19 protein-coding genes are annotated in these 24969 nt (G+C 44.4%); 1 reads left to right on the top strand and 18 read right to left on the bottom strand.

Going from position 1 to position 24969, the window contains the following annotated elements:
• The 10 genes from uvrB to hpf all read right to left on the bottom strand — a co-directional run bounded on the left by uvrB (nucleotide 1) and on the right by hpf (nucleotide 13971).
• Entirely contained in the window at nucleotides 1-1971 is a 1971-nt protein-coding gene (gene uvrB / locus COP04_RS06265; protein WP_100487196.1) for an excinuclease ABC subunit UvrB, read from the bottom strand.
• A gap of 388 nt (nucleotides 1972-2359) precedes the next feature.
• Nucleotides 2360-2650 (bottom strand): AbrB/MazE/SpoVT family DNA-binding domain-containing protein, encoded by a 291-nt coding sequence (locus COP04_RS06260; protein ID WP_100487195.1) that lies wholly within the window; start codon nucleotides 2648-2650, stop codon nucleotides 2360-2362.
• Nucleotides 2651-2934: 284 nt separating this feature from the next.
• On the bottom strand, nucleotides 2935-4137 hold the full coding sequence (locus COP04_RS06255) for a PDZ domain-containing protein (protein ID WP_100487194.1): 1203 nt from the start codon (nucleotides 4135-4137) through the stop codon (nucleotides 2935-2937).
• 236 nt (nucleotides 4138-4373) lie between these two features.
• Nucleotides 4374-5828 carry a S41 family peptidase gene (locus tag COP04_RS06250; RefSeq protein WP_100487193.1) on the bottom strand — a complete coding sequence of 485 codons (1455 nt, stop codon included), beginning with the start codon at nucleotides 5826-5828 and terminating at the stop codon, nucleotides 4374-4376.
• A 230-nt stretch (nucleotides 5829-6058) separates the two neighbouring features.
• A complete protein-coding gene (gene ftsX, locus COP04_RS06245; protein WP_100487192.1) occupies nucleotides 6059-6952 on the bottom strand; it encodes a permease-like cell division protein FtsX in 894 nt (297 codons plus the stop codon).
• Nucleotides 6942-7628: a cell division ATP-binding protein FtsE gene (gene ftsE / locus COP04_RS06240; RefSeq protein WP_100489565.1), complete on the bottom strand. Its 687-nt coding sequence runs from the start codon at nucleotides 7626-7628 to the stop codon at nucleotides 6942-6944. Before ftsE ends, ftsX begins: the two co-directional genes overlap by 11 nt.
• Before the next feature lie 390 nt (nucleotides 7629-8018).
• Nucleotides 8019-8915 carry a YitT family protein gene (locus tag COP04_RS06235; RefSeq protein WP_100487191.1) on the bottom strand — a complete coding sequence of 299 codons (897 nt, stop codon included), beginning with the start codon at nucleotides 8913-8915 and terminating at the stop codon, nucleotides 8019-8021.
• A gap of 316 nt (nucleotides 8916-9231) precedes the next feature.
• A protein-coding gene (gene prfB, locus COP04_RS06230; RefSeq protein WP_100487190.1) for a peptide chain release factor 2 occupies nucleotides 9232-10330 on the bottom strand; the annotation gives its coding sequence in 2 pieces (ribosomal slippage) (nucleotides 9232-10266 and nucleotides 10268-10330; 1098 coding nt in all).
• A 29-nt stretch (nucleotides 10331-10359) separates the two neighbouring features.
• Nucleotides 10360-12876, bottom strand: a complete 2517-nt coding sequence (gene secA, locus COP04_RS06225) for a preprotein translocase subunit SecA (protein ID WP_100489564.1) — start codon at nucleotides 12874-12876, stop codon at nucleotides 10360-10362.
• A gap of 540 nt (nucleotides 12877-13416) precedes the next feature.
• Nucleotides 13417-13971, bottom strand: coding sequence for a ribosome hibernation-promoting factor, HPF/YfiA family (gene hpf / locus COP04_RS06220; RefSeq protein WP_100487189.1), 555 nt, complete (start codon nucleotides 13969-13971; stop codon nucleotides 13417-13419).
• Nucleotides 13972-14372: 401 nt separating this feature from the next.
• Between hpf and COP04_RS19465 the strand changes: the two genes are divergently transcribed.
• Nucleotides 14373-14513, top strand: a complete 141-nt coding sequence (locus COP04_RS19465) for a hypothetical protein (protein ID WP_157800198.1) — start codon at nucleotides 14373-14375, stop codon at nucleotides 14511-14513.
• A gap of 290 nt (nucleotides 14514-14803) precedes the next feature.
• Here the strand turns inward: COP04_RS19465 and fliT are convergent, their stop codons facing one another.
• The 8 genes from fliT to COP04_RS06180 form a co-directional block, all read right to left on the bottom strand.
• Nucleotides 14804-15142: a flagellar protein FliT gene (gene fliT, locus COP04_RS06215; RefSeq protein ID WP_476749552.1), complete on the bottom strand. Its 339-nt coding sequence runs from the start codon at nucleotides 15140-15142 to the stop codon at nucleotides 14804-14806.
• A 6-nt stretch (nucleotides 15143-15148) separates the two neighbouring features.
• Nucleotides 15149-15544, bottom strand: a complete 396-nt coding sequence (gene fliS, locus COP04_RS06210) for a flagellar export chaperone FliS (protein WP_100487187.1) — start codon at nucleotides 15542-15544, stop codon at nucleotides 15149-15151.
• A gap of 24 nt (nucleotides 15545-15568) precedes the next feature.
• Entirely contained in the window at nucleotides 15569-17533 is a 1965-nt protein-coding gene (gene fliD / locus COP04_RS06205) for a flagellar filament capping protein FliD (RefSeq protein ID WP_100487186.1), read from the bottom strand.
• A gap of 638 nt (nucleotides 17534-18171) precedes the next feature.
• Nucleotides 18172-19269, bottom strand: a complete 1098-nt coding sequence (locus COP04_RS06200) for an FkbM family methyltransferase (RefSeq protein WP_100487185.1) — start codon at nucleotides 19267-19269, stop codon at nucleotides 18172-18174.
• A 126-nt stretch (nucleotides 19270-19395) separates the two neighbouring features.
• Nucleotides 19396-21672, bottom strand: a complete 2277-nt coding sequence (locus COP04_RS06195; protein ID WP_100487184.1) for an N-acetylneuraminate synthase family protein — start codon at nucleotides 21670-21672, stop codon at nucleotides 19396-19398.
• Nucleotides 21659-22354 (bottom strand): acylneuraminate cytidylyltransferase family protein, encoded by a 696-nt coding sequence (locus COP04_RS06190; RefSeq protein WP_100487183.1) that lies wholly within the window; start codon nucleotides 22352-22354, stop codon nucleotides 21659-21661. Before COP04_RS06190 ends, COP04_RS06195 begins: the two co-directional genes overlap by 14 nt.
• A 31-nt stretch (nucleotides 22355-22385) precedes the next feature.
• Nucleotides 22386-24233, bottom strand: a complete 1848-nt coding sequence (locus COP04_RS06185) for a motility associated factor glycosyltransferase family protein (protein WP_100487182.1) — start codon at nucleotides 24231-24233, stop codon at nucleotides 22386-22388.
• Entirely contained in the window at nucleotides 24220-24819 is a 600-nt protein-coding gene (locus COP04_RS06180; protein WP_100487181.1) for a DUF8042 domain-containing protein, read from the bottom strand. Before COP04_RS06180 ends, COP04_RS06185 begins: the two co-directional genes overlap by 14 nt.
• Nucleotides 24820-24969 lie beyond the last annotated feature (150 nt).

Here is a 24969-nt window from a genome sequence, read left to right as displayed (position 1 = left end):
TTACCCCTCCGCCTTCAGTTCGTAGATTATGTCTCTGAGCTCGGCTGCCCGTTCAAAGTCAAGCGACTTGGCCGCCTTCTTCATTTCGCTTTCCATGTTTAGAATTGTTTTTTTTCGTTCCGTCTTTGTCAGTTTGCGTTTCTTTTTCTTGCCGGCTTTTTCTTCATCTTCCACATCATAGGTCGCTTTGATCAAATCCGGTATCGACTTTTTAATTGTTTTCGGCGTGATATGGTGCTCTTCATTAAACATGTTCTGAATTTTTCGCCGCCGTGAAGTTTCATCCATGGCCACTCGCATCGAATCCGTCACACGGTCGGCATACATGATCACCTTGCCGTTTTCATTGCGCGCCGCGCGTCCCATCGTCTGAATCAGTGAGCGTTCTGAGCGAAGGAAGCCTTCCTTGTCGGCGTCAAGAATCGCAACGAGTGAGACTTCCGGAATATCAAGGCCCTCGCGCAGCAGGTTGATTCCGACCAGCACATCGAATTCACCGCGGCGCAAATTGCGGATAATTTCGATCCGGTCCAGTGTTTTGACCTCTGAATGAAGGTAGCGTACTTTAACGCCCATTCCTTTCAGATAATCCGTCAGATTTTCCGCCATTTTCTTTGTCAGTGTCGTGACGAGCACCCGTTCATGCCGTTTGACTCTGAGGTTGATTTCATCAAAAAGATCGTCTATCTGCCCCTTGATCGGCCGAATTTCAATCAGCGGATCGAGCAGCCCGGTCGGTCGGATGATCTGTTCCACCGGTTTGTCGGAATGTTCCAGTTCATAATCGCCCGGCGTTGCCGATACAAAGACGACCTGATTGACCTTTTCTTCAAATTCCTCGAACTTCAGCGGTCGGTTGTCCTTTGCTGAAGGGAGACGAAAGCCATTGTCCACCAGCACATTTTTCCGTGCCTGGTCGCCATTGTACATCGCCCGGACCTGGGGCAGCGTAGCATGGGATTCATCCACCATGATCAGAAAATCATCCGGGAAATAATCCATCAGCGTATACGGCGCCTCACCTGCCTTCCTGAATGTCAGATGGCGGGAATAGTTTTCAATACCCGAGCAGAAACCGACCTCTTCCATCATTTCCAAATCGTAACGCGTGCGCTGTTCCAGTCTCTGGGCTTCCAGCAGCTTGCCACTATCATGCAGCACTTTCAGCCGCTCTTCAAGTTCAGCCTGAATGTTCTTGATCGCCTTCTTCATCTTTTCCTGACCCGTGACAAAGTGGGAAGCCGGATAGATTGCAACATGGTCACGTTCACCGACAATTTCTCCGGTCATCGGATCCATCTCGGTCAACCGCTCGATTTCATCACCAAAAAATTCAACGCGAATGCAATGATCATCGCGCGATGCCGGAAAAATCTCGACCACGTCCCCGTGTACGCGGAAAGTGCCTCGTGTGAAATTGATATCGTTGCGCGTATATTGAATATCAACCAGCTGCCGTAGCATTGCATCCCTGTCTTTTTCCATTCCCGGCCTCAGCGAAACAACGAGCGACTTATATTCTTCCGGAGAGCCTAAACCGTAAATGCAGGAAACACTGGCTACAATAATTACGTCGCGCCGTTCGAACAGCGAGCTGGTTGCCGAATGCCTCAACTTATCGATTTCGTCGTTAATACTTGAATCTTTTTCAATATAGGTGTCCGTCTGCGGAATGTACGCTTCCGGCTGATAATAGTCGTAGTAACTGACAAAGTATTCGACCGCGTTATTCGGAAAAAAATCCTTAAATTCGCTGTAGAGCTGGCCGGCCAGCGTTTTATTATGCGCAATGACCAGCGTCGGCTTCTGGACCTCCTTAATAACGTTGGACATCGTAAATGTCTTGCCTGTCCCGGTTGCACCGAGCAATGTCTGGTGTTTTTTGCCGCTTTCAATTCCGTTCACCAGCGCTCGGATCGCCTCAGGCTGGTCCCCCTGCGGTTGATAATTGGAAACAAGCTGAAAGTCCATTCATTCGCCCTCCAAATCACAAGAATCGTTAAGTATAATTATAACACATGTTCCCCCTAAAAAGGCAGAAAAAGCGAACAGATATTCTCAGCTCCCACTGGACATGAAATCTGGCGTAAGCACACGGGGCGTATTCCTGTAAAGAAAACCTGTTAAAGGCCAAGCTGCAGGATAGCCCTTAGTCATGACGACCATGTACAACCCGGTACCAGCCAGGCCAAAAGACGTTCTTCCGCAGGGTGTGACAACTTCGGCATTGTGCACAGGACGTTCTTAACCAAAGTTTCTTTTAGCCGGAGTCCCCTGAACTGAGTTGAAGTTTTCACTATTATATTTCTTTACATAAAAAAAAGCTTCCATGCCGAAACGACACGGAAGCTTTTTTAAATTACAAATGTGCATCTTCACCCATATATTTCTCAATTTCTTCAACAACAGATTTAGCTGCTTTCCGGCTGAGAATCAACTTGCCATTCGCCAGAACTAGATTGTCCGGTGAGACTTCATTAGTAATCTGGCAGGCCATACTCGGAATATATTTTTTAAAGATAATGCGGTCATCTTCTGTAAAAATTTCCAGCGGATCGCCTTCTTTGATATTCATGGTCCTTCTCAGTTCAATCGGAATAACGACTCGGCCCAATTCATCGACTTTGCGTACAATGCCTGTTGATTTCATATCCTAATTTTTTGCTCCTTTCCTAATATGTCTCAATTCTTAAAGTAAGCATAACACAATTAACAAAAATCAATAATAAATAACTCTTTTTTTACATACTTAAATATGCAACCAGTAAATTTAATGGAACATCCGGGAAATTAAGCCCCCCCGGCTCTCGCTTTCAGAACCTGCGGGCAGCGCACTCCTCAAAGCTGAATTCCATACTTTTCATAAGCTGGAAAAAGCGCCGGGCAGTCTCTTTATGCCGGATCACGTTCCACAAATATTATTCGACATAAAAATCATGGTTTTGTCTTTAGTTTTCCAGTCCAATGATCTGATTCCAGAAGCAGCAAACCAAGCTTATGCCCATCATCTTCGTGAACCGGGCCCTTTGCAAACCTTGGCTCGCCAAACCGGTCGGTTACTTCCAACTTGCAATAAGCCACATGTTTTTGCAGTGCCTGATAAAAATCGTAGGTACTGCTAACATCAATATCGTTGACGCGCAAGATTTCCTCACCTGGCAAGATTCCCATTCTATCACCGAGAGAGTGTGGAATCACTCCGACAACACGAATGCCTTTATTTGGCCTGATAAAATAAAACGGACGTTTTTCGCGCAGTTCGTGATGATACCATAGCAGTACGATCCGGCTGACCAGAGCGAATACACCGCCGGCTACTATTAAAATAGGCAGGTGAAGCCAGCCGCCCAGACCGGAAAAAACAAGAAATACACCCGAGGTCATCAGCAGCCAGTGCCCGGTGACCCGAATAGCCGGTTTAGGAAGCGAATGCGTAACTAGCTGTGCAATGCCCACACCAAGCGGGAACAAAGCAAAACCGAACGAGTTTCCTGCACCCTGAATGACCGGCCAGATTCCGATATGGCCGATCGGACCGGCAGAAGGGACAAGGAAAAACAGCGGAACAATCCACAGCGCGCTTGCCTCCTGAGCACCGACCATGCCGCCTCTCCGGCTGTTAATCAAACGGGGAGACGGCTGCTTAGCTCCCCATATATATACGAGAAGGCATTCTGCCAGCATTCCAACGGCAATGAAAATACCTAGCGAAAAAAAGTTAACATGGTGGATATCGGCCAGCCACTTATTAACAATGGCGTAGGGAGTACGTACATCCGGCATAAAATATGTCACAGCCAGCACCAGACCTCCGGCAACGGCCGGTGAAAGGAAGCGGAGCCGCGCTGTCAGCATAACGACCAGATAGGCACAGGAAAACAGCACGATCACTCCAAAAGGCAACGCCACGCCAGTAAGTAGCAGTACAGCGGATCCAGCCACGCCAGCAAGCAGGCCCGGTACAATGCTGGCAAAGATAATATTGAACATCCCGTAATCCTTGACGCGGAACGAACGCCGCTCACGCCTCACACGCTGCGCACTGAACAGAAACAGACCGATCAGCAGAAGGTATAATACCGGATTACAGAAAAAAAATGCGATACCGAGCAGAATTGAATGAAAGATGTCCGCCATATGCTGTTCCCCCAAATTCGATGAGCTGATAAATATTCCAATATCTTAAGAATACAGCAAGTGCACCTTATCTGTGAACCGCATAATTACAAAATCCGTCTCCAATCCGAATTTTTTGCCCAGCCAAACAATGGACGTTATTCGAGCTGTATGAACGTTTTTCGTAACTTTGATTTTTATGAAAAATAAACATGGAAAAAGCCGGAGCACCTACTCCGGCTTTTTGCTTTCTATATTTATTTAATCGCTTTTTCAATGACTTTGATCGCCATATTCAGCTGGCTGTCGTTCTTTGGATTAGCAATAGCATTCAAGGTAGCAACCTGCAGTGCTTCCGCCGTTTTCTGATCAATTATTCCGGTTGGTTTCAGTTTGTCAGAACTTTGGAAAGCTGAAACAGCCTGCTGCGTTGCTTTGCTGAAATAGCCATCCGAACGCTGCGGATTAAAGCCGGCGGCAACCAGCATTTTCTGTGCATCCGCGACATTTGGACCGGTCTGATCAAATTTCAATGTCTGACCCTTGTTCAAATTAAGTGGCGTCGCATAGAAATATGCCGGCTGATTTACTTTGTACGTTGGCTGAATACCCTTTTTATGAATCCAGTCGCCGTCTGGTGTCAGCCATTTGTCAGTGGTCAGTTTCAGCTCACTTTTGTCAGACAGTTCAATACCCTGTTGAACTGTCCCCTTGCCGAATGACTTGACACCGACTAACGGATAGCCTCCGGCCTGATTCAGCGCTCCTGCAAGAATTTCCGATGCCGACGCGCTCCCTCCGTCAATCAGACCAACGATCGGATAACTTTTCTTCTGCTTAAGTGTCGAATAAAACGGCTGTTTCTGCCCGGCCCGATCCTCAATTTGGACAATCGGTTTTTGATCCGGAACCAGCAGATTGGCCATTTTTTCCACGGCCTGCAAATAGCCACCGGGATTGCCCCGAACATCGATGATCAGGCCCTTCATCTTTTGATTCTGCAGTGAAGTCAGTGCTTTAAAAAATTCCTGATCCGTATTTTCATTGAACTGGGTAATCGCAATATAACCAATCGGTTGGCCATTCTGATGAATCATCCGGCTGTTAACCGTCTGAATCGGTATATTATCACGCTTGATTGAGAAGGTCAGTTCATTGCTGACACCCGGGCGCTTAATCTTGATCTGGACCGTCGTCCCTATTTTACCGCGAATCCTGTTGACCGCCGTATTAATATCAAGGCCTGCCGTCGTCTTGCCATTGATCGCAACAATCTGATCATTAGGCTTGAGTCCCGCTTTTTCAGCCGGAGAACCCTTAATCGATGAGAAGATGGTGAGCTGATTGCCAACCATTTGCACCTCGGCGCCGATTCCCTGGAATGAAGATGACAGCGATTGTGTAAAATCCGAGGCTGTCTGGGCATTCATATAGCTGGAAAAAGGATCGCCAAGTGCATCGATCATGCCCTGTACGGCGCCGTCATAAAGCTTGCTGCTGCTGACTTTCTGAAAGTAATCTTTCTCAATCAGATCATGGATGGCTTTTATTTTAGCGGTGTCCCCGGACGCTGCCGAACTTGTTGCAACAGCCGCCGTCCGGGGTTCCGGACGGCCCTGAGCAAAGCTGAACACTGCAAACGAACCGGCTGCTCCAACAATCAGGGAAAGCGCCATGAGCAGCACGACTACTTTGACGCTGAACTTTTTCATAAAAATTGCCTCCTCCATTAGTGTCACCAATCGTCCAGGACACCAGTGGCATCATTAAACAAAACTTAGTGACTATAATACCGTACTTTAGACAGTTTGTCTCCTCAGAGCGACTGCAGGTCCATTATGTCTTTGAAAAAGGCAGTGCTGCATTTTCTCTTTGTAATTGCCTGCTTCTAGCGTTCCCAAACAACAGAAGAAAAATCAAGGTTCCCCGCTTCCGGAGAACCTCAGACTTTCAGGAATTTACGGACGGAACTCAAGCTGCCCCAGACACCGATCACCGCTCCAATGCCAACAAGGAGCAGGCTGAGATTTGTCGTCATCGTCTGATATGGAATCAGCCGGATGAACATCTGGGATAAGTTTCCTCCAAGATTGTAATAGGCAAAGTGATAAACGATAACAACCAGAAAAACCGGAATAACCGAGCCAAGCACGCCCATAATCAAACCTTCGATAAAATAAGGCCAGCGGACAAAAGCGTTGGTCGCCCCAACCAGCTTCATGATTTCAATTTCACGGCGGCGCGCTACGATAGTCAGCTTGATTGTATTGGCAATCAGGAAAATCGAGGTGAACAGCAACCCCAAAATCAAAACAATACCGACATTTCTCGCTATATTAACGATCCGGAACATTTTTTCAACGGTGCCTTTTCCGTACCGCACATCTGATACATGCGGCAGACTTTTAACCTGGGCAGCGACGCTGACAGTCTGTTGCGGCTGCTTCGTTTTCAAAATAAAAGCATTCGGGAGCGGATTTTGATTTTTAAGATCTTCAAACGTGCTCTTATCGCTTCCAAGGCTTTTCATTAAGTCGTTCAGCCCCTGAGTTTTCGACTCATACTGGACAGATTGAACGTTCTTCACCTGCCTCAGGCTGTTTGCCAGCTGGTCCTGATCAGCCTTTGTCGCCGACTGGTCGACATAGACACGAACCTCAACATCATTTTCAATGTCTCCGGCTATTTTATTCAAGTTAAACAGCACCATCATGAAAAGTCCAACAAGAATGAGCGATACAGTCACCGCACTGACCGATGCAAAAGTCATCCAGCCGTTGCGCCCCAGACTTTTGAAACTTTCATTGACATGCCTGCCCAGAGTCCTAAGCCTCATAACCATATGCCCCCTCTTCTTCGTCGCGCACGATCATGCCGCCTTCGAGGGCAATCACTCTGTGTTTCACCGTGTTGACAATATCCCGATTATGCGTTGCCATGACGATCGTCGTGCCCTGCTCATTAATTCGTTTGAACACGTCCATTATCTGCCAAGATGTCTCCGGATCAAGGTTTCCTGTCGGTTCATCAGCGATTAGAACCGGGGGCTTGTTGCAGATTGACCTCGCGATTGAGACGCGCTGCTGCTCGCCGCCTGACAGCTGATCGGGAAAAGAACGTATTTTATGTTTTAGTCCGACAAGATCCAGTACTTCCATGACGCGGCGCTTAATCACCCGCGGAGATTCTTCAATCACTTCGAGGGCAAACGCCACATTCTCGTAAACTGTTAATTTTGGCAGAAGACGGAAATCCTGAAAGACCACCCCAATTTTACGCCGGAAATAGGGCACCTGACGTTCTCTCAGATTCGCAATATTTTTATGATTAACCAGGATTTTTCCTCTAGTTGGTTTCAGTTCTCTGAAAATCATCTTGATAAATGTCGATTTTCCGGCACCACTCGGCCCGACAACATAGATGAATTCGCCCTCTTTTACCGACAGATCGATGCCGTTCAGTGCCATCACACCGTTGGGATAAGCTTTCCAGACATTCTGCATCACAATCATGTCATCCATAATTTACTTTTCTCTGCTCCTTTTGCACCGATTTGGCCCAAGCACTGAAGACTTATCCGGCCATACCCACTTTTAAAAACCATTCGCCCGCAGACGAAATATCAGTCGGTTCCAATCAGCCAGATATTCGTTCTCTCCTGGATTATCCTTAGTCATTTCGTCACGCAATTTTGCTAAACATGCCACCTCGATGGCCCATTCGCGGTACTATGTATTTGTTCCTCAATCTTTTAACAACTTAAACAATTTTCATTATACCATTCTCACCCGGCCCATTCCGTATGAAAAATATTACATTTAAATTTCAAAATTCGACAGAAAGTGATTTTTTCGAGATCAAATCAAGATTTAAAATATATTTACAACCCGATGAACCGACCATCAGGTTCTGGTGTAAAATCCTTTTCCAAATACTTCCGTCGCATTGGTGATGATAAAAAAGGAATCTGGATCAATCGCGCGGACAAGCTGTTTCAGATGGGTTAATTCACTCTGTGAAACGACGGTCATCAGCATCGGGCGATTGTCGCCGGTGTATCCGCCCTGGCTGGTAATCCGTGTCACACCGCGGTCGATTTCATCCAGAATAGCCTGGCGCATCACGGTCTCCTTATCTGATATGATCAGTGCCATTTTTTCTGTATTAAAGCCGAGCTGCACGACATCAATCATTTTCGCCTGCAGGTAAATGCTGATCAGTGCGTAGAGTGCAGATTCCGGTGACAGGAAGAACGCCGAAGCCAGCACAATCATCCCGTCGATAGCGGAGACACAAATTCCAAGCGAGAGTCCGGTGAATTTCTGGAAGACCTGCCCGGCGAGTGCCGTACCTCCGGTTGAACCACGGCCGCGGAAGACAATGCCAAGGCCAAACCCAACACCTATGCCGCCATACAGCGAACCCAGCAGGGCATTGTGTGTCACCACCGGCCAGCCCGCTGTCAAATAAACAGAAAGCGGCAGGAACAGCGTGCCAATGAGTGTTTTCAATGCGTAATCAAAATAACCGAAGCTCCGCCCGAGAATCAGGATACCACAAATAAAAAGAGGAATGTTCAGCCCCCAGATTACATAAGCGGGCTCCCAGCCCAGTGTATAGTGCAGGATAATACTGATTCCACTGACACCGCCAGCGGCAATCCGGTTCGGCAGTTGAAAAAGGTTAAATGAAATACCCAGTATCACCGAACCAATGACAACATAAAAATAGTCAAGCACAATCGCCCGCCACCCGCGCGGGGCAGCAGCGTGCTTGTCTTTCTTCCAAAACAAAGCCATATACATTCTCCTTCTGTACGTTCAAAATAGCACAATGTGATTATTCTAATGTATGAACGGCTGGCGGTCAAACTGATATAAACCGAGTTTCATTCAGCAACAACAATCATTATAATAGTAATCATATATAAGGAGATGATCGTTTGTAATACTTGCTAACTATTGCCGGTTTCTCTACTGAGAAAGTGCTTCGAAAAAAGGAGATTCCAAAAATGGAAGACTTTCTTTATCACCGGATCAATAGGGTGCAGGCCTGGGTAAGTGTACCAAAAAAGAAGCTCCATTATCGGGCTTCTTCCTTTAACAACACTTTTAATTACAGATTCAATCTCAAATAGGCGTCGATAAACGGATCGAGGTCACCGTCCATCACACGGTTGACATCACCCATTTCAACGTTGGTCCGGTGGTCTTTAACCATCGAATACGGGTGGAAAACGTAAGAGCGGATCTGACTGCCCCAGCCGATTTCTTTCTGCTCGCCATGGAGTGCCGCTTTTTCCGCTTCCCTTTTCTCTTCTTCCAGCTGATACAGGCGTGATTTCAGCATCTTCATTGCCTGGTCGCGGTTCTGAAACTGTGAACGTTCCGACTGGCAGCTAACGACAATGCCGGTTGGAATATGGGTCAGACGCACAGCAGATGATGTTTTGTTAATGTGCTGGCCACCGGCACCGCTGGAACGGAAAACGTCCATTTTAACATCCTCCGGCCGGACTTCGATGTCGATATCGTCGTCAAGCTCCGGTGTAACCTCGCATGAAACGAAAGAGGTGTGACGCCTGCCCGCAGCGTCAAACGGCGAAATGCGTACCAGCCGGTGAATGCCCTTCTCAGCTTTCAAGTAGCCATAGGCGTCCAACCCCTTGATCAGAAGCGTCACACTCTTTACTCCCGCTTCGTCACCTGGTAAATAGTCGAGCGTTTCAACTGTAAAACCCTTGCTCTCCGCCCACCGGGTATACATGCGCAGCAGCATCGACGCCCAATCCTGGGCTTCCGTGCCACCAGCACCCGGGTGCAGTTCGAGAATCGCATTGCTCTTATCATGCGGACCGCTGAGCAGGAGACGCGTTTCATACTGATTGAATGCCCTGCTTGCCTCGGTGAGCGACCCCTCAAGTTCTTTTTTCAGATCCGCATCGTCTTCTTCTTTGACGAGCTCGTAAGCGACCTGCAGATCGTCAAACCTGGATTCCAGTTCGCCAAGATTGTCAACCTTGGCCTTCAGATCATTTGACTCATCGATCACTTTCTGGGCTTTGTTATTATCATCCCAGAAACCCGGCATTGTCATCTTTTCATCAAGTTCGGCAATCCGGGCTTTTTTGCTATCTAAGTCAAAGAGACCCCCTAAATTTTTGGAGATTGTTTTCCATCTCGTCAATTTCGTGTTTCATTTCCGGTAGATCCATCATTCATCCTACTTTCCAATATACCCGGCTTATTTGCCGTGGCAGTTTTTATATTTTTTTCCGCTCCCGCATGGGCAAGGATCGTTGCGTCCGACATGTGCCTTGCGGACAAACGGTTTTTGTTTCTTAGGTTCATCGTCCTGGCCGCCTGAAATCACGCGCAACCCGTGTGTCACACGCTCACGCTGAATCGGTTCTTCACGGATTTCCGCCTTCATCAGGAAGCTCGCTACTTCCTCCTCAATGCTGGCAATCATCTCTTCAAACATCTTGAACCCTTCAACCTGGTAAGCGCGGTAAGGATCGACCTGGCCGTATGCACGCAGATAGATACCTTCGCGCAGCTGCTCCATTGCATCAATGTGATCCATCCACTTGGTATCGACGGTCCGCAGCATGATCACGCGTTCAAACTCGCGCATCCGCTCCGATGTAAACCGTTCTTCTTTTTCGTCATAGCGAGCGATGGCTTTCTCATACAGAAAATCAGTCATTTCCTCCGGATCTTTACCATCGAGATCACTGACTTTCAGAACACCATCATCAAACAGCTTTCCATTCAGATAATCGATGACCGCACTCAAATCCCATTCTTCCGGTACTTCATTATCCGGTGTATGCGCCTTAACTTCATTTTCAATCATCGTTTTTAACATATTCTCAATGTCTGGGCGAACATTCTTCGATTCCATAACTTCCATGCGCTGTTTATAAATAATTTCGCGCTGCTGCCTCATGACATCATCAAATTTCAGCAACTGTTTACGGGCATCGAAGTTATTGCCTTCAACACGCTTCTGCGCTGACTCAACAGATTTGCTGACAATCCGGCTTTCAATCGGCTGATCATCGTCCATGCCGAGCCGTTCCATCATGCTCTTCATCTTGTCAGAGCCAAACCGGCGCATCAGATCGTCTTCCAGTGAGAGATAGAACCTTGATTCGCCTGGGTCGCCCTGACGCCCTGAACGGCCGCGCAGCTGGTTATCAATACGCCGTGATTCGTGGCGTTCCGTGCCAAGAATGAACAATCCACCGAGATCCGGCACACCATCGCCCAGCTTAATATCCGTACCACGTCCGGCCATGTTCGTTGCAATCGTGACGGATCCGACCTGGCCTGCGTTCTCAATAATTTCTGCTTCACGCGCATGGTTCTTCGCGTTCAGGACATTGTGCGGGATCCCGCGTCTTTTCAGCAATTTTGCAATCAGTTCCGATGTCTCAACGGCAACCGTACCAACGAGCACCGGCTGGCCGCGATGATACAGTTCAGTAATTTCTTCAACAACCGCTTTGAACTTGCCGTCCCTTGTCTTGTAAATCAGATCCGGATTGTCCATACGAACCATCGGTTTATTCGTCGGAATGACAATAACGTCCATATTGTAAATGCTCTGGAATTCTTCCTCTTCCGTTTTTGCCGTACCAGTCATACCCGACAGTTTGCTGTACATGCGGAAGAAGTTCTGCAGCGTGATCGTAGCGAGGGTCTTGCTCTCGCTCTGAACTTCAAGACCTTCCTTTGCTTCGATCGCCTGATGCAATCCTTCACTGTAACGGCGCCCCTGCATCAGACGACCGGTAAACGGATCGACAATGATAATCTGGCCATCCTGAACAACGTAATCTGTGTCGCGATGCATGATCGCGTGGGCTTTCAAAGCTTCGCTCACATGATGATTGAGCAGGACGTTCGAATAATCAAACAAGTTTTTAATGTGGAAAAAGTTTTCCGCCTTAGTCATGCCTTCCTCAGTCAGCTGAACCGACTTCGTCTTCAGATCGACGGTATAATCCTGCTTCTCGGTCAGCAACCGGGCAAATTGATTCGCCCGCACATAGAGATCTGTCGACTTTTCTGCATTGCCAGAAATAATCAGTGGTGTACGCGCCTCATCGATCAGAATGGAGTCAACTTCATCGACAATCGCATAATTCAGCGGTCTCTGAACCATTTCTTCTTTATAGAGCACCATGTTATCACGCAGATAATCGAAACCAAACTCAGCATTCGTGCCATATGTGATGTCCGCCTCATAGGCGACCTTTTTTTCTTCAGGGTTCATGCCGGATGAATTCAGACCGACGGACATGCCAAGAAAATTATAAAGCGGTCCAAGTGCATTCGCGTCACGGGAAGCCAGATAGTCATTGACCGTAATCAGGTGAACGCCTTTGCCTGCCAGTGCGTTCAGATAAAGCGGCATCGTTGCAACGAGTGTTTTACCTTCACCAGTTTTCATCTCAGCCACATTTCCTTCATGCAGGGCAATAGCGCCAACCAGCTGAACATAAAAAGGAGTCATGCCAAGTATACGCGTCGATGCTTCACGAACAACGGCGAAAGCTTCCGGAAGCAGATCGTCCAGCGTCTCACCATTTTCCAGACGCTTCTTAAACTCCGGCGTTTTCGCCTGCAGTTCATCATCGCTCAGCTTTTTCATATCATCAGCCATATGATCAATCGCGTGGGCCATTTTCTCCATCCTGCTGAGTTTGCGTAGGCTTGTATCTCCCAACACTTTTTTAAGCATTCCTATCATGCCTGCATACACCTCATTTAGACTTCCACGCTGTGCCCTGTCGGCATGCGGGGTATTTGTATCTTTCCATTCTTCAATCAGCATTTTTCATAATCAAATACTTCCATAGTAATAGTAAATGTCCATCCCAATACTGCTCACCGTTATACGTCCCTTTATTGTAGCAATCTTCAAGGGCTGTGGCAACGGATCACTTCTTGGAGATCAGCCATGCGAAAATAAAAAAAGTCAGTCTGGAACAGAATCACTAAATCATTCGCAGGCGGAATCAAAATTTACGGGGGCAGGCTGCACCGACAAAACAGATACCATCCCGCAACACCCCGGCACCAATTAAAAACAAACAATTATCATTATACGCTAAAACGAAAAACTTGGAAATAGTTGAGAAAATCAAAGCAGAACCGGGTCAGCTGATTTTTCCGACCCCAAAACTGCATTTTAAAGTATCCATTTTTAACTTCGCCAAAAATCTTCAATTTAAAAGGAGATTCACAAAATGCGAATCTCCCGGACATTTCTTTTCAACTGCAAGGTTCGTTATTCCTGGTCGATCAGGCCGTAGCGGCCATCCTTACGCTGATAGACAACATTAATGCCGCCATTTTCCGCATTATTGAATACAAAGAACGTATGGCCCAGCATATCCATCTGCAAAATTGCCTCTTCAGCTGTCATCGGTTTCAACACAAAACTTTTTCTCCGGACAATCTCAAGCGCATCCTCAACGGTTTCCGTTTCAGCAGGCTTTGTCATTGTGCTACTGCCAGAAGCCTGAATGGCCTGGCGTGCGTCTTGACGGGTTTTACGGTTGAGCTTTGTTTTATACTTCTTGATCTGACGTTCCAGCTTGGAAACGACCAGATCAATCGCTGTGTACATATCTTCCTGACCAACTTCTGCTCTCAGGAGGAGCCCCTGAACCGGAATCGTAACTTCAATCACCTGTTCTTTGTTGTGTACCCGCATATTTACACGGGCGCTTGTTGTCAGCGGCGAACTGAAATACTTCTCCAGCTTGCCAATCCTTTTCTCCGCATATTCTTGCAGAGATGGTGTTACAGCAATATTTTCTCCTCGAATGTTCAGATTCATGAGAAAGCCTCCCTTCGATACTATATATTTTCGCCATTCCTGTCCCGATTCCTTCCCAAACTTCAAAATATTTTTACAAAAAGCGTTTTCAACAACATAAATCCGACACAAATATACCATTCGTGCGTTCGCAAATATTCATGCAAAAAAAGTACCAATAGCATGCAAAACTTCAATCGAAAGACGGGCGTTAAAAGCGCCATTTTGTATTGACCGTGCTCTGAATAGCTCATATAATAAATTACACAAAGAGAAAATTGCATTAGTTAGTGATCACTTTCACAGGTTTTAATGGGTGTGTCGTGATAAAATAAAAGTTTGATTTTGGTGACAAGTTTGTGATGATTTTCACGAAGTTTGCACCGAGACGGTGATAATATCTCGAAAAGGGAGACTTCAAAATGTCTGTAAAAAAAGAAGAAATCGTTGAATTATTTGAAAAGCTCAATGAAGACGAGAAAGAATCTACGTATAATTACTTGCAGTTTCTGGCAAGTTTAAACGCTGAACAAACAAAAGTTGCAGCAGTTGCAGCTGACTGACAAATAAGCATCTAATAAAAATGTGAGGCCCATCCGATCATTCGTGATCCGATGGGCCGCTTTATTTTGAATGAATAAAAAAACACGACTGCTTATTCCGCTTTTACAGCAGTTTATCACTACTTTTTTTACGTTTTGTTTCAACTGCTAAGCGGGATGTATCAGCCGATTTCTGATTTCGATTCTACAGATCGTTTAATGGTCAGCCATCCACAGATCGATATTTTATAATTTCTTAGACAATCAAAAATGGGGAATAAAAAAATCACTGACGGCTTTCAGTGATTTTCTCATTCTTTCTTATCTAAAAACATCCCGTCTTTCGTCGGCCCCTGATATGGATTGCGATACTTTTTAATCACTTTCTTTGTTTTGTTCAAATGATGCATATCTTTTACAATATCTTGTTTAATATTTTCAAGAGCAACGTCAATTTTCTGATTCAAAGCAGTAATTTTTTCGCCCCAAGCTTTGTCCTCATCGCTGCGCTTGCCGCTCAGCAGAGCCAACTGGGCTTGACGTGCATTTAATAATTTTTTTATTTCCTCAATCATTTTTTCACGATTCGTTCGGTCGTAATGATCAAGTAAAATTTTGAGTTGAACTGTCTGATCATAAATAGCACGCATATTCAATTATGCTCGATCCCGTCGTGGTTGCTTTTTTTTCGTAATTTCATTGACCTGCTTCCATGTGTCGCGAAATTCAATGACAAGCCGCTCTGCTTCATCAAGGATTTTCAGATCATTTTTCATGTTAGCCTCGATGAGCCTTCGATGGATATAATCATACATCATCATAATATTTTCAGAAACTGGGTGATTCTGATCCAGAGTGACCATCAATTCGCGAATGATCGCTTGCGCTTTCTGCAAATAAGTATTTTTACCGCTCATATCTTGACCATTTATGGCAACCCTTGCTTGCCTGATAAACTTAATGCAGCCGTTGAACAATAACAGGATCAATTCTCCCTGAGGGGCAGTTAATACAGTGTTACGTTGATACGTTTTATATGCATCTGCAGACAATTGCTAGACCACCTTCTGTAAAAATCATCCATTACTACTTGCAAAGCTTTGCAGGTAAGATGACTGCGCATTTGCCTGCTGTATCGCCTGCTCCATAGCATCAAACTGACTGTAATAGCGAGTTTCGACATCACTAAGTTTAGTCTTCTCCGCAGCGATCTGCGTATTTAAATTATCAATATTCTGTCCGAGGAAATACTGGGCATCGGCCATACTCGTATTTCCGGCTTTTTGTTCCACCTGATTCATCGTATTTGTAATTGTTGTACTCAATCGCTGCATAATGCCCTGTGATGCAGGGTCGGTACTTTGATTTGTAAAAAGTTCCATAACCCCCTGTGGATCGGAACTGATTGCCTGCTGAAGCAACGTCGGATTAGAAACGACCAACGCTCCATGTTGTGTGTAATCTGTACTTACTGTAATGCCAATCTGCGCCAATTGTTGCATGTTTGAATCACTTGTTCCGCTGACTGGTGCGTACAGATCCTGACGCATCTGCGACAACGCACCGCTCAGGATGCTATCGTTCGAAAGCAACCCCTGCTGCGCCTGTGCATTCCAGTTGGCAATATCCGTGTCTGACATCTGTGACTGCTGAATGCTGGACAACGGCGGATAATTCGGATTCGGTGTCTGATCAATTGTACTATTGATCTGGCTGATAGTACTGTTGTATGTGCTGATAAAATTGTTAATTGCCGTTGTGACCGAATTGGTATCGTTGGTCACGTTCAGGGTTACCGACCCGGTCGTATTCCCCTGAAGGGAAATCGTCGTCCCGCCGATTGTGAATGTATTGCTGGCGCGCGATGTAGCCAGCCCGTTAATTGTAAACTGGGCATTGCTGCCGGCCACGTATGTTGCGCCAGAAGAACCTGTTCCAAGACCAAGTGTATTATTAAAAAAATCTATTGATTGTGCACTGCCTGAAGCATTTATTGCCTGTCCTCCACTCGGACTCAATTGCCCTGTATCAGTTCGCGTCATCGAAACGGTTCCGGTCGTCGAATCGAAAAAAGCGCTAACGCCGGCATTGGATTGCGTGATTTGTGTCAGCATATCATTCAGCGATGTGTTGGGGCTGAATGAAAAATTCTGCGCGGGCAGGGCATTGCCATTCGAATCATACGTGGCAATTGAAAGGTTGGCCGTATCATAGCTGTAATTTGCCGTAATCGTCGATCCCTGGGCAATCTGACTGCCAAACGTTATCTGCCCGGTCGTCGTATTAATGTAAGCCGTGCCGGCAGCAACATTGGAAGCTGCCGACGTTCCAAAAAACAGATTTCCGGCAGCGGTTGAATAAGTAGCTGTCGTATTTCCCGAACCATCGGCTATTGAAACAGACGTATTCTGACTACTGTCAACGTAAGCATTCTTCAGTTGAAAAGTACTGCCTGCTGTCAACACATTGGTCGCTTCACCAGTCACAGCATTCGCCGTCCAAGAAACGCCATTCGTCAAATTGGATGCCTGGCTCCACAAGCTCTTTGTCGGATCAAAGCCGGAACTTGCTATCTTCCCACCGTTTATCGATGCCGATGTCGCCATCGACACATTGGACAGCGTATAGCTTGTATTCCCGGCGGTCGGTCCGGCAGTAGCGGTTGCTACCGACGAATTGCTTGAGTTAACTGTGTTTTGCAAAAAGGTCCCTTGCAGCTGCATCGTCTGAACATTGGTCTGCAACGTCTGCAGCAATGTGTTCATTGACCGGTAACCGTCGCGCTGCCACTCCATCGTCTGCTGAGTCTGTTCCAATTTAATGAGCGGTTCGGCCTCGGACTCCATCATTTGAGCCACTATGCTGTCGGTGTTAATACCGCTCACAAGTCCGCTGACAGAATTTGTATTCGTATAACCAATTAAGCTATTAATTTCCTGAATGGTGACACTTGAGGAGCTCGGACTTGTAGCGCTGGTAGAACTGGTAGAACTGTTCGTATTTGTTGCTGTGCTCGTTGTTAAACTGCTTATACTTGTCACTGTTTTCACCCCTTTTTAGCTGATTGAGACTCTGCTCAAAAATCATCACTAATTTTTCCATAATTGTGGCATTGCCATATCAGTCGAGAAATCTCTGGGTGGCATTTCCCGGACCACTCTCACTTGCAAACCAAATGGATTCAGTTTTGTCACAAAAAATTTTCTCCATCTGTATCACGATATTTGTCGAATCGGACGGGTCTTGTTAGTTGCCGGAGTCATGCGGGTCTGCATAGATGAAAGAAATACCTGCCTCTAGATTCGGCATCCATGCTTCCTCCCTCTCCTGAAAATAGCTGACTTCCCCAACCTAATATAAATATCGGACTTTTGAGTAGAAAGTTTAAGAACAGGATCTCTCGAAAATGATTTAGATCAAATATAGCAAATGATAATTGGTCTATAACCAGGTGCTACAGTCTCCCAATACGGACTCGATGAGTGAACTAAGAAAAGACAGTAGAAAGAATATTATTACCTATGGTTATTTTTAAAATGCCTATGTTAAAGTTCAATGTTGGTTTTGCCACCCCGTCGATTGGAGCGAAAAACAACAGATTAGTTTAACAAAACCTTTAAAATAAAAATTTCTTATCATTCAGAACTGCCGAACGTGCACAACAAAACCCGCGTCTTCCTTAAATTATTGCATAACATACTGTTTCGCCTTCTGTTAAACTATAGTGTCTGAGATAAAATTTATACTCAGGACAGATAGTTTTGACAAGATGAGTCAGTTTAAAGAAATCATCTTTTTTATGATAAACACAAAAGGCCAATATGGGTTTATACATTTTAATAATTTCTTGTGCACCTATTAATGCATTGTATTCAGCTCCCTCAATGTCCATTTTTATAAAATCGACTCTTTCATTTAACATATGGTCTAGTGAGTCAACTTCAATTTTGTTTTCACCCGTTTCCGTTAGGTAGCCCCCGCCTGCACTAACAGTATTAAAAGAAAGCAGGGATTTTTGATCAGATATTCCCATGCAATAGGTTTTTATATTGCTCCATTTGTTCTTTTCAATATTTTTATTTAATCTTTCAAAGTTATCTTTATTCGCCTCGAAGCAAATAATTTTCCCATATTTTCCCTTTGACCATTTTATATAATTTTCCGCAGTATCGCCTGTATATGAGCCAACATCGACAAAGACTTGTCCTTGCGAGAATGGCACAAATGTATCGAAATATTGGATTTCTAGTGAATTGTATGCTTTTTGAACATATTTTTTATCACGCGTCATTTTATAATTAAGTAAATCAATAAAGACATTTTTCGATATGTTATCTGCCATCATCTCATATGCTTCATTAAATTCATCTATATGTTGCATGATATAGTTAAAATCCGTTTGTCCAAAATCACACCATGTTAGATCAAAAGTCTTGATATAACTTTCTGGAATTCCAAGTGACAACAATTGTTTCTTCACATTAACGTTATCAACGCAGGAGATTACAAAGCAGGCATCCTGATATCTTACAGCAGCCTCTCTAGGAGAAAGAATTTCAAATTCAGCAAACTTTTCTCCCTGTTTTGCTATATTATTATCACAAAAAGCTTTAATATTTTTTAAACCGTTTGTTTTAAGCAGTTTATAGACATTTCTTCCACCCCTGCCAACACCGAAAACAACGATTTCTTTCTGTGTTCTGGCAATACTAATACACTTCTGATAATAGTCTATAACTCCGTCATGATTATTCAGCTTTTTTTGCAACATATTCATATAGATTAATCTCCCAATTTTGTTTAAACATTTAAAGTACAGATTGATGTGTCATTGTGAATTAAATAGAATCATGCGCTGTCTTCACCAAGGTTAAGCGACGAGCCCATTTTATAAAAATGTTGTTCAATTAATCAGGCTATTCATATTTGTTACTTTTTCTAATCTGTCAAGGGCAACCCAAAATCCTTCACCGTCATTTTTATGCCCCTGCCATATTTCCGGTATAAATGAAGCATTCGGTGCATATTCCTGTATTTCATCAAACAGCATGCCAAAGTCAATATCTCCTTCACCGATCTGAAGCCCCTCACCGTCTACCCCCGAGGCATCAACAATGTGCATATGCGCGATATAGGGTCCCAAATCCTTGATGAACGCTTTAAATGACCATTTAAAATTATTGCAGGCCAGCTTGGAATGTGATGTATCAAAACATACTCTTAATTGATTTTCCTGGCAAAATTCAACTGTATCCCGGTAGTCCATGAACAGGTTTTGATATCTTTGTCCACCAAAATGCCAGGGAAACGGTGGCATAGTCTGAGCGATAATTTCCACACCTTCCCTGTCCAGTTCATTCAAGCTTTTAGAAATCAGCTCATAATATTTTGCTCTTTCAGTAGGTGCCAGAGGCGCATTGCTCGTTGATCCCCCCATATTTGTGATAATGAAAGGGCGAGTCGCTCTCTTGAAGTATTTTTTCAGTTCCCTTGTCATGTCAATGACCCTTTGCAACTCGGAGATGGAATGCTGACGATAAGCTTCATCCATGGAGCAGAGATCCAGTAAATGATCACCGGCAAACAATTCAGGCGCGTGTACCACCAGGTCCAAATCGAGCTGCTGATCAAAATAGTCTTCAATCTTCTCGTCAAGATCCTTATAACTTAAATGAAATTCAAGCAGTTTCGGGTTTGTTTTGTTCAGTATTTCTCGATAATCATGGTATCGAACCGGAATCCCCCACTGAAGCGGGATACTGTAGTCCCGCGGTTGGACAAAATCATTTTTTAAATCTGAATCATAAATAAAATCGCCCGGGCCGAAGCTTCTTCTGGCAACCAGTCCGATCACTTCATTCATGCGGTTAGGTTGAACCCCTTTCCCGGGACTTTTAATAGCCAACATATTCCGGGTGATGATTTCTCCCTTTTCTATCGCACAATTTGTTACAATACTCTTAGCAAGATTTTCCCGATTAATAATTTCTCCTTGCGACATTTCTCTTTTCTTTAGTGTGCCTGTTGCTAATTCAACTTCCCGGATAGCCTGAATCATCTCTTTAAACTCTGAAGGAAGCAGACTTACTTTATGATCATTTCCTTCCATAGAACGGTCAAGTGTCAAATGTTTCTCGATGACCTTAGCTCCCTTTGCAACAGCGGCAATCGCCACGTTAATTCCCCGCTCATGGCCAGAGTACCCGACCAGACCATTGCTGAACTTTTTCAAATGTTCCATATATGACAAATTCACATCTTTAAAAGGTGTGGGGTAAGTGGAGTTGCAGTGTAAAAAGATATAATTGACACCCAGCTGCTGCAAGATTTCCATAGCCTGTCTGATCTCGTTTTCTTTGGACATTCCCGTTGAACAAATTAATGGTTTTCCGGATTTTGCCATTTCCTTTAGCAACGTATGATTGGTTAAATCCGCTGACGCCACTTTATAAGCATCCATTCCATAGCTCTCCAAAGCCTTAAAGCTCTCTATGTCCCAAGGTGTACACAACGGAATAATTCCGCGAGACTTACAATAATCGAATACGTCAAACATTTCTTTATTCGTCAACTGAAATTTGCTGAGGAGATCCAGGGTGTACTGCGACCCAAGATCTTCACTGTCGTCATTCGCGTTCCCATGATTTTTGTAAAGCGTATCCAGATTTCTCATTTGAAATTTCGCACAATCCGCACCCGCCGCTATCGCTTCATCGACTAATTGCTTCGCCAGACGGATATCGCCATTGTGATTGTTTCCTATTTCTGCAATGACAAAAGCAGGTGATTGATCATCAATGACGTGCTTCCCTATTTTCAGACCGGACGTTTCTTTCTCTACAATAGCAATCAAGCGTTTTTTATCATCTAAAACAGGAATATGGGTTATTTTGTTTTCTGCGAATAAGTAATCCGCCTTCCGGTTATCGTTCAATTCATCCTGATTCATCGAGATAAAAGATTTGTTGGCAATATCGAAAACCGGGCAGGACAAATCAATGGTCTTCTGCTTCACGATCCATCGCCTGAAGTCTCCATCAGTCAGGGTGCCTTCCATTGTACCTGTATAGTCCAGAATAAAGATAATCCCCTGCTTATTTTCACTGATTTTATTTAAAGCACTGATCACGCTGCTTTCTCCGTTTACTATATATGTACTTAAATTTTTATCGATAATCATGTTCATGCTCCTTAAGAAGGATTTCCGCCATTTTAAAATCTATTGCGGAATCAATCTCATAACTTTCATCTTCATCCATAACAAACATGGCAATTTTCCCTCCCAGACGGTTTTGTCCGGATGTCAGAGTACTGAGTTTTGTAATGTAAATCGAACCATTCTCCCGATACCATCGCTCCTCCTCTTTAATTTCCTGCCTGCGGGGACGAGCTTTATAATTATATAAAGGCAGGGGAGCCTGATGATTCTTCCAAAAAAAATGATGGTTTTCACAAACGCTTACTAATGAGTCCGCGTTTTGATCTTCAAATAACTTTATTGCCTCATACAATCTGTTCTTTCTTCTGACGGGTGACGTAGGTTGGAGCAGTATTACCGCGTCCGGCCGGTAATGTTCCTTCTTGTAGAGCTCGTCAAGGACATGAATCAAAACAGGTTCAGTAGGTGTTTCATCCTCAGCCAAATATGCCGGACGCAGGAATGGAATTTCGGCACCGCTTTTTTCTACTATAGCCGCAATTTCTTCAGAATCAGTCGAAACAACCGTCCGGTCAATCAATTCACAGGCAAGTGATTGCTCGATACTCCAGCAGATCAGCGGTTTTCCATTTATCATTTTTATATTTTTATAAGGTACGCCCTTTGATCCCCCGCGCGCGGGTATTATTGTTAAATACTTCATAAGATCACCCTGTTTTTCATTTGTTTCTCACTCATTTACATCTATCCGTCAGTTCCTCAACTGATGGATAGATTGCTTTATAGTTCATGAAACATTCATTCAGAAAGATTTCCATTTCCCTTAAAATCATCTGCGTCTTATTAAATACATCACGCTCTGCTCTTATTGCTTCGCTTTTTTTATTAAAATTGCTGACCTGAACTTTCATCATCGGAACCACAAGACTTTTATAGAAGGCATTTTTTTGCACTTTTTGCAGATCATGATTGACCTTGTCTATTTCATTTGAAAGCTGGACAGGATTTTGATAATGAGAGGCGGCTTCCTTCAGATGCCTTAAGGACTTTATCAGCTTTTCAAAGAGACGGCTTAAATCTCTTCCATAGCCCGCTAGATTACTAACCTTCTTTGAAATCATGGAGCGCATATATTGATTTTTACTTTTGTACCAATTCGGCACCACCGTTGCTGGTACCAAGCTTCCCTTAATCACTTTGTCAAGCGATATAAAAGCTGCACCAGCTATCGCCGCGCCACCCTTTGTTGTGTTAATCACATGCCTGTCAGGATTCAGCTGAATATACATTTCCAGTTGTTTTCTCATCGTATTAAAAACTTGATTCGTGATCACGTCTTTCCCATCGACACTCTTGACATTCATCGCTTTCTTTTCATCATTCTCATTTAAATTTTCAGATCTGTTCTCATAAGAGATACCGGAAGCGTAAAACTTGTCGTCCAAGTATGCAAGATTCTGGCCGACTAGAATAATCGGATCAGCTTCAAGCTTGAGCAGCATCTGGAAAGCAATAACGGCAATTGACGGGGCATCATTTACCGTTTCAGTAGGAAGAAAGTTTGCTCTCCTCAATAATAACGGGGAAACAGTATCCTGACTGTTGATCATGTGGAGCATAGGTCCATCATAGTCAGCCAACGTTTCGAAACCAACCGTGCTTCCAAAAATTAAGGGCAGAGACTTTATCTTCTTATCCTTTATGACTTGAATCACACGATAATTTTGCGGTTTTGGATCATATGTGCAGGCAGCGTCCGGCATGATATCCTGTTTAATCAAAGCGTTAATTGCCGATCCGACCGCAAAAATATAGGCGGATCCCTGTTGCTTAATCTGCCTCAGATGGTCAAACTCATCGTTAAGCGAAGGACCCGCGGAGACGATAATTGCCGGTTTAGCCCTGAAAAGTGTTTTGTCGATGTCCTGCAGAATATTCGGCGTTGCGATCAACTTCGGAAAATTTTTCACGGCATTGATAATCCATCTTTGCTGGAAAGACAAATCCGTAATCAATCCCTCTTTTTTTTCTATTAGCGATTCTTTAAGAACGTCGAGAAACTGGCAAATTTGCTCCGGATATTTTTCTTCATAAAAGGGTAACACAAAAAAGAAAAAACGTTCTCCATTTTTGTCGATACGCTGTTTTACCTGGGCCATCGCCTCATTTGCATCATCAGAAATAAACGTAAGCTGATCCGCCCAGCCCTCATCAAGCTTCTGGTAAGAAAGAAACTGAATCAGCACCTCTTTATCCGGCTCAAAGAGGGAAATTTTCTTTTTTGGGTAGGCTGAAGCGAATGCTTTAACCGCGTAACCCAGCCCCGCACCAATAAACAAGATATGGTCATAATTTTCCATATCTCCCATCCTCGAAACCAGACTTTCAGCCTCTCTTACTGGATTATATCTGCTATGTACATACTGAAACGACTGATTTACCTGTACTTTCAAGGTTGGCTCCCCGCTTCTGGAAGGCTCAACAACAGCGTTTGACAATGGACTGTTCTCTAAGGTTGATAGTCTGGTTATCAAAGAGCGGTTGCGGAAACGCAGATAATTCCGGTTCTCAATTAAGATCATAATGCTTTTCCTCTTTGTCAATTGTTTTGCCAATTTCACCGTTAAGGACACTCAGGTGTGGCTGGAGCTCATACTGGATCAGGTCACCAATCAGAACCGTATCCTTTTCCTTTACAGCTGTTTCCAATTCACTCAAGTTCTCCTGAATCGGTGAAAAAGCAAGCAGGTATTGCCCCCAATGGTTTGGACGTGAATTGTTTTGGCCAATCGCTGCTGCCAATTTCCCGAGCCATTCCATTCCCTGCAACAAATCATTGAACATCTGCCAGTCCTCAGCTGAAGGATTTTGATAAAAATTATCTGAAAGCTGAGGAATAACAGGAAGCACCCGATCAAGATACTGTTTTGCAGTGTTCAGATTGCTATAAATCAACACTTCGATTGACTGAGTCACGACTTCAAGTTCGTTGATATCCGAAAGATGTTCTTTCAAGTAAGTCTCACAATCGTCGTATACAGCCTTTCCGTTAACAACAAGATGACTGTAATATGTATTTGCATCCAAACGCCGATTGATTTTCTCCATGATTTGCTGCACGGAGGGATTGTTCAGTTCCTGTTTCTGATCATTTATGGTGAAAATCAAGACAAATCTCCCCCCACATTCTTAAAAATTTTTCTTTATATGTACTATATCGGAATATGATAGAAATTTTACAGGATCGCTGGCCTCTTAGGATGAATGCTTATAAACAAAAAAACGGATCCCCTGGATGGGAACCCGCTTCATTTCAAA

This window comes from Sporolactobacillus pectinivorans, assembly GCF_002802965.1.
GTDB classification, from domain to species: domain Bacteria; phylum Bacillota; class Bacilli; order Bacillales; family Sporolactobacillaceae; genus Sporolactobacillus; species Sporolactobacillus pectinivorans.
The sequence above is the reverse complement of the archived record's forward strand: the minus strand, read 5'-3'. Positions and strand labels throughout refer to the sequence as shown.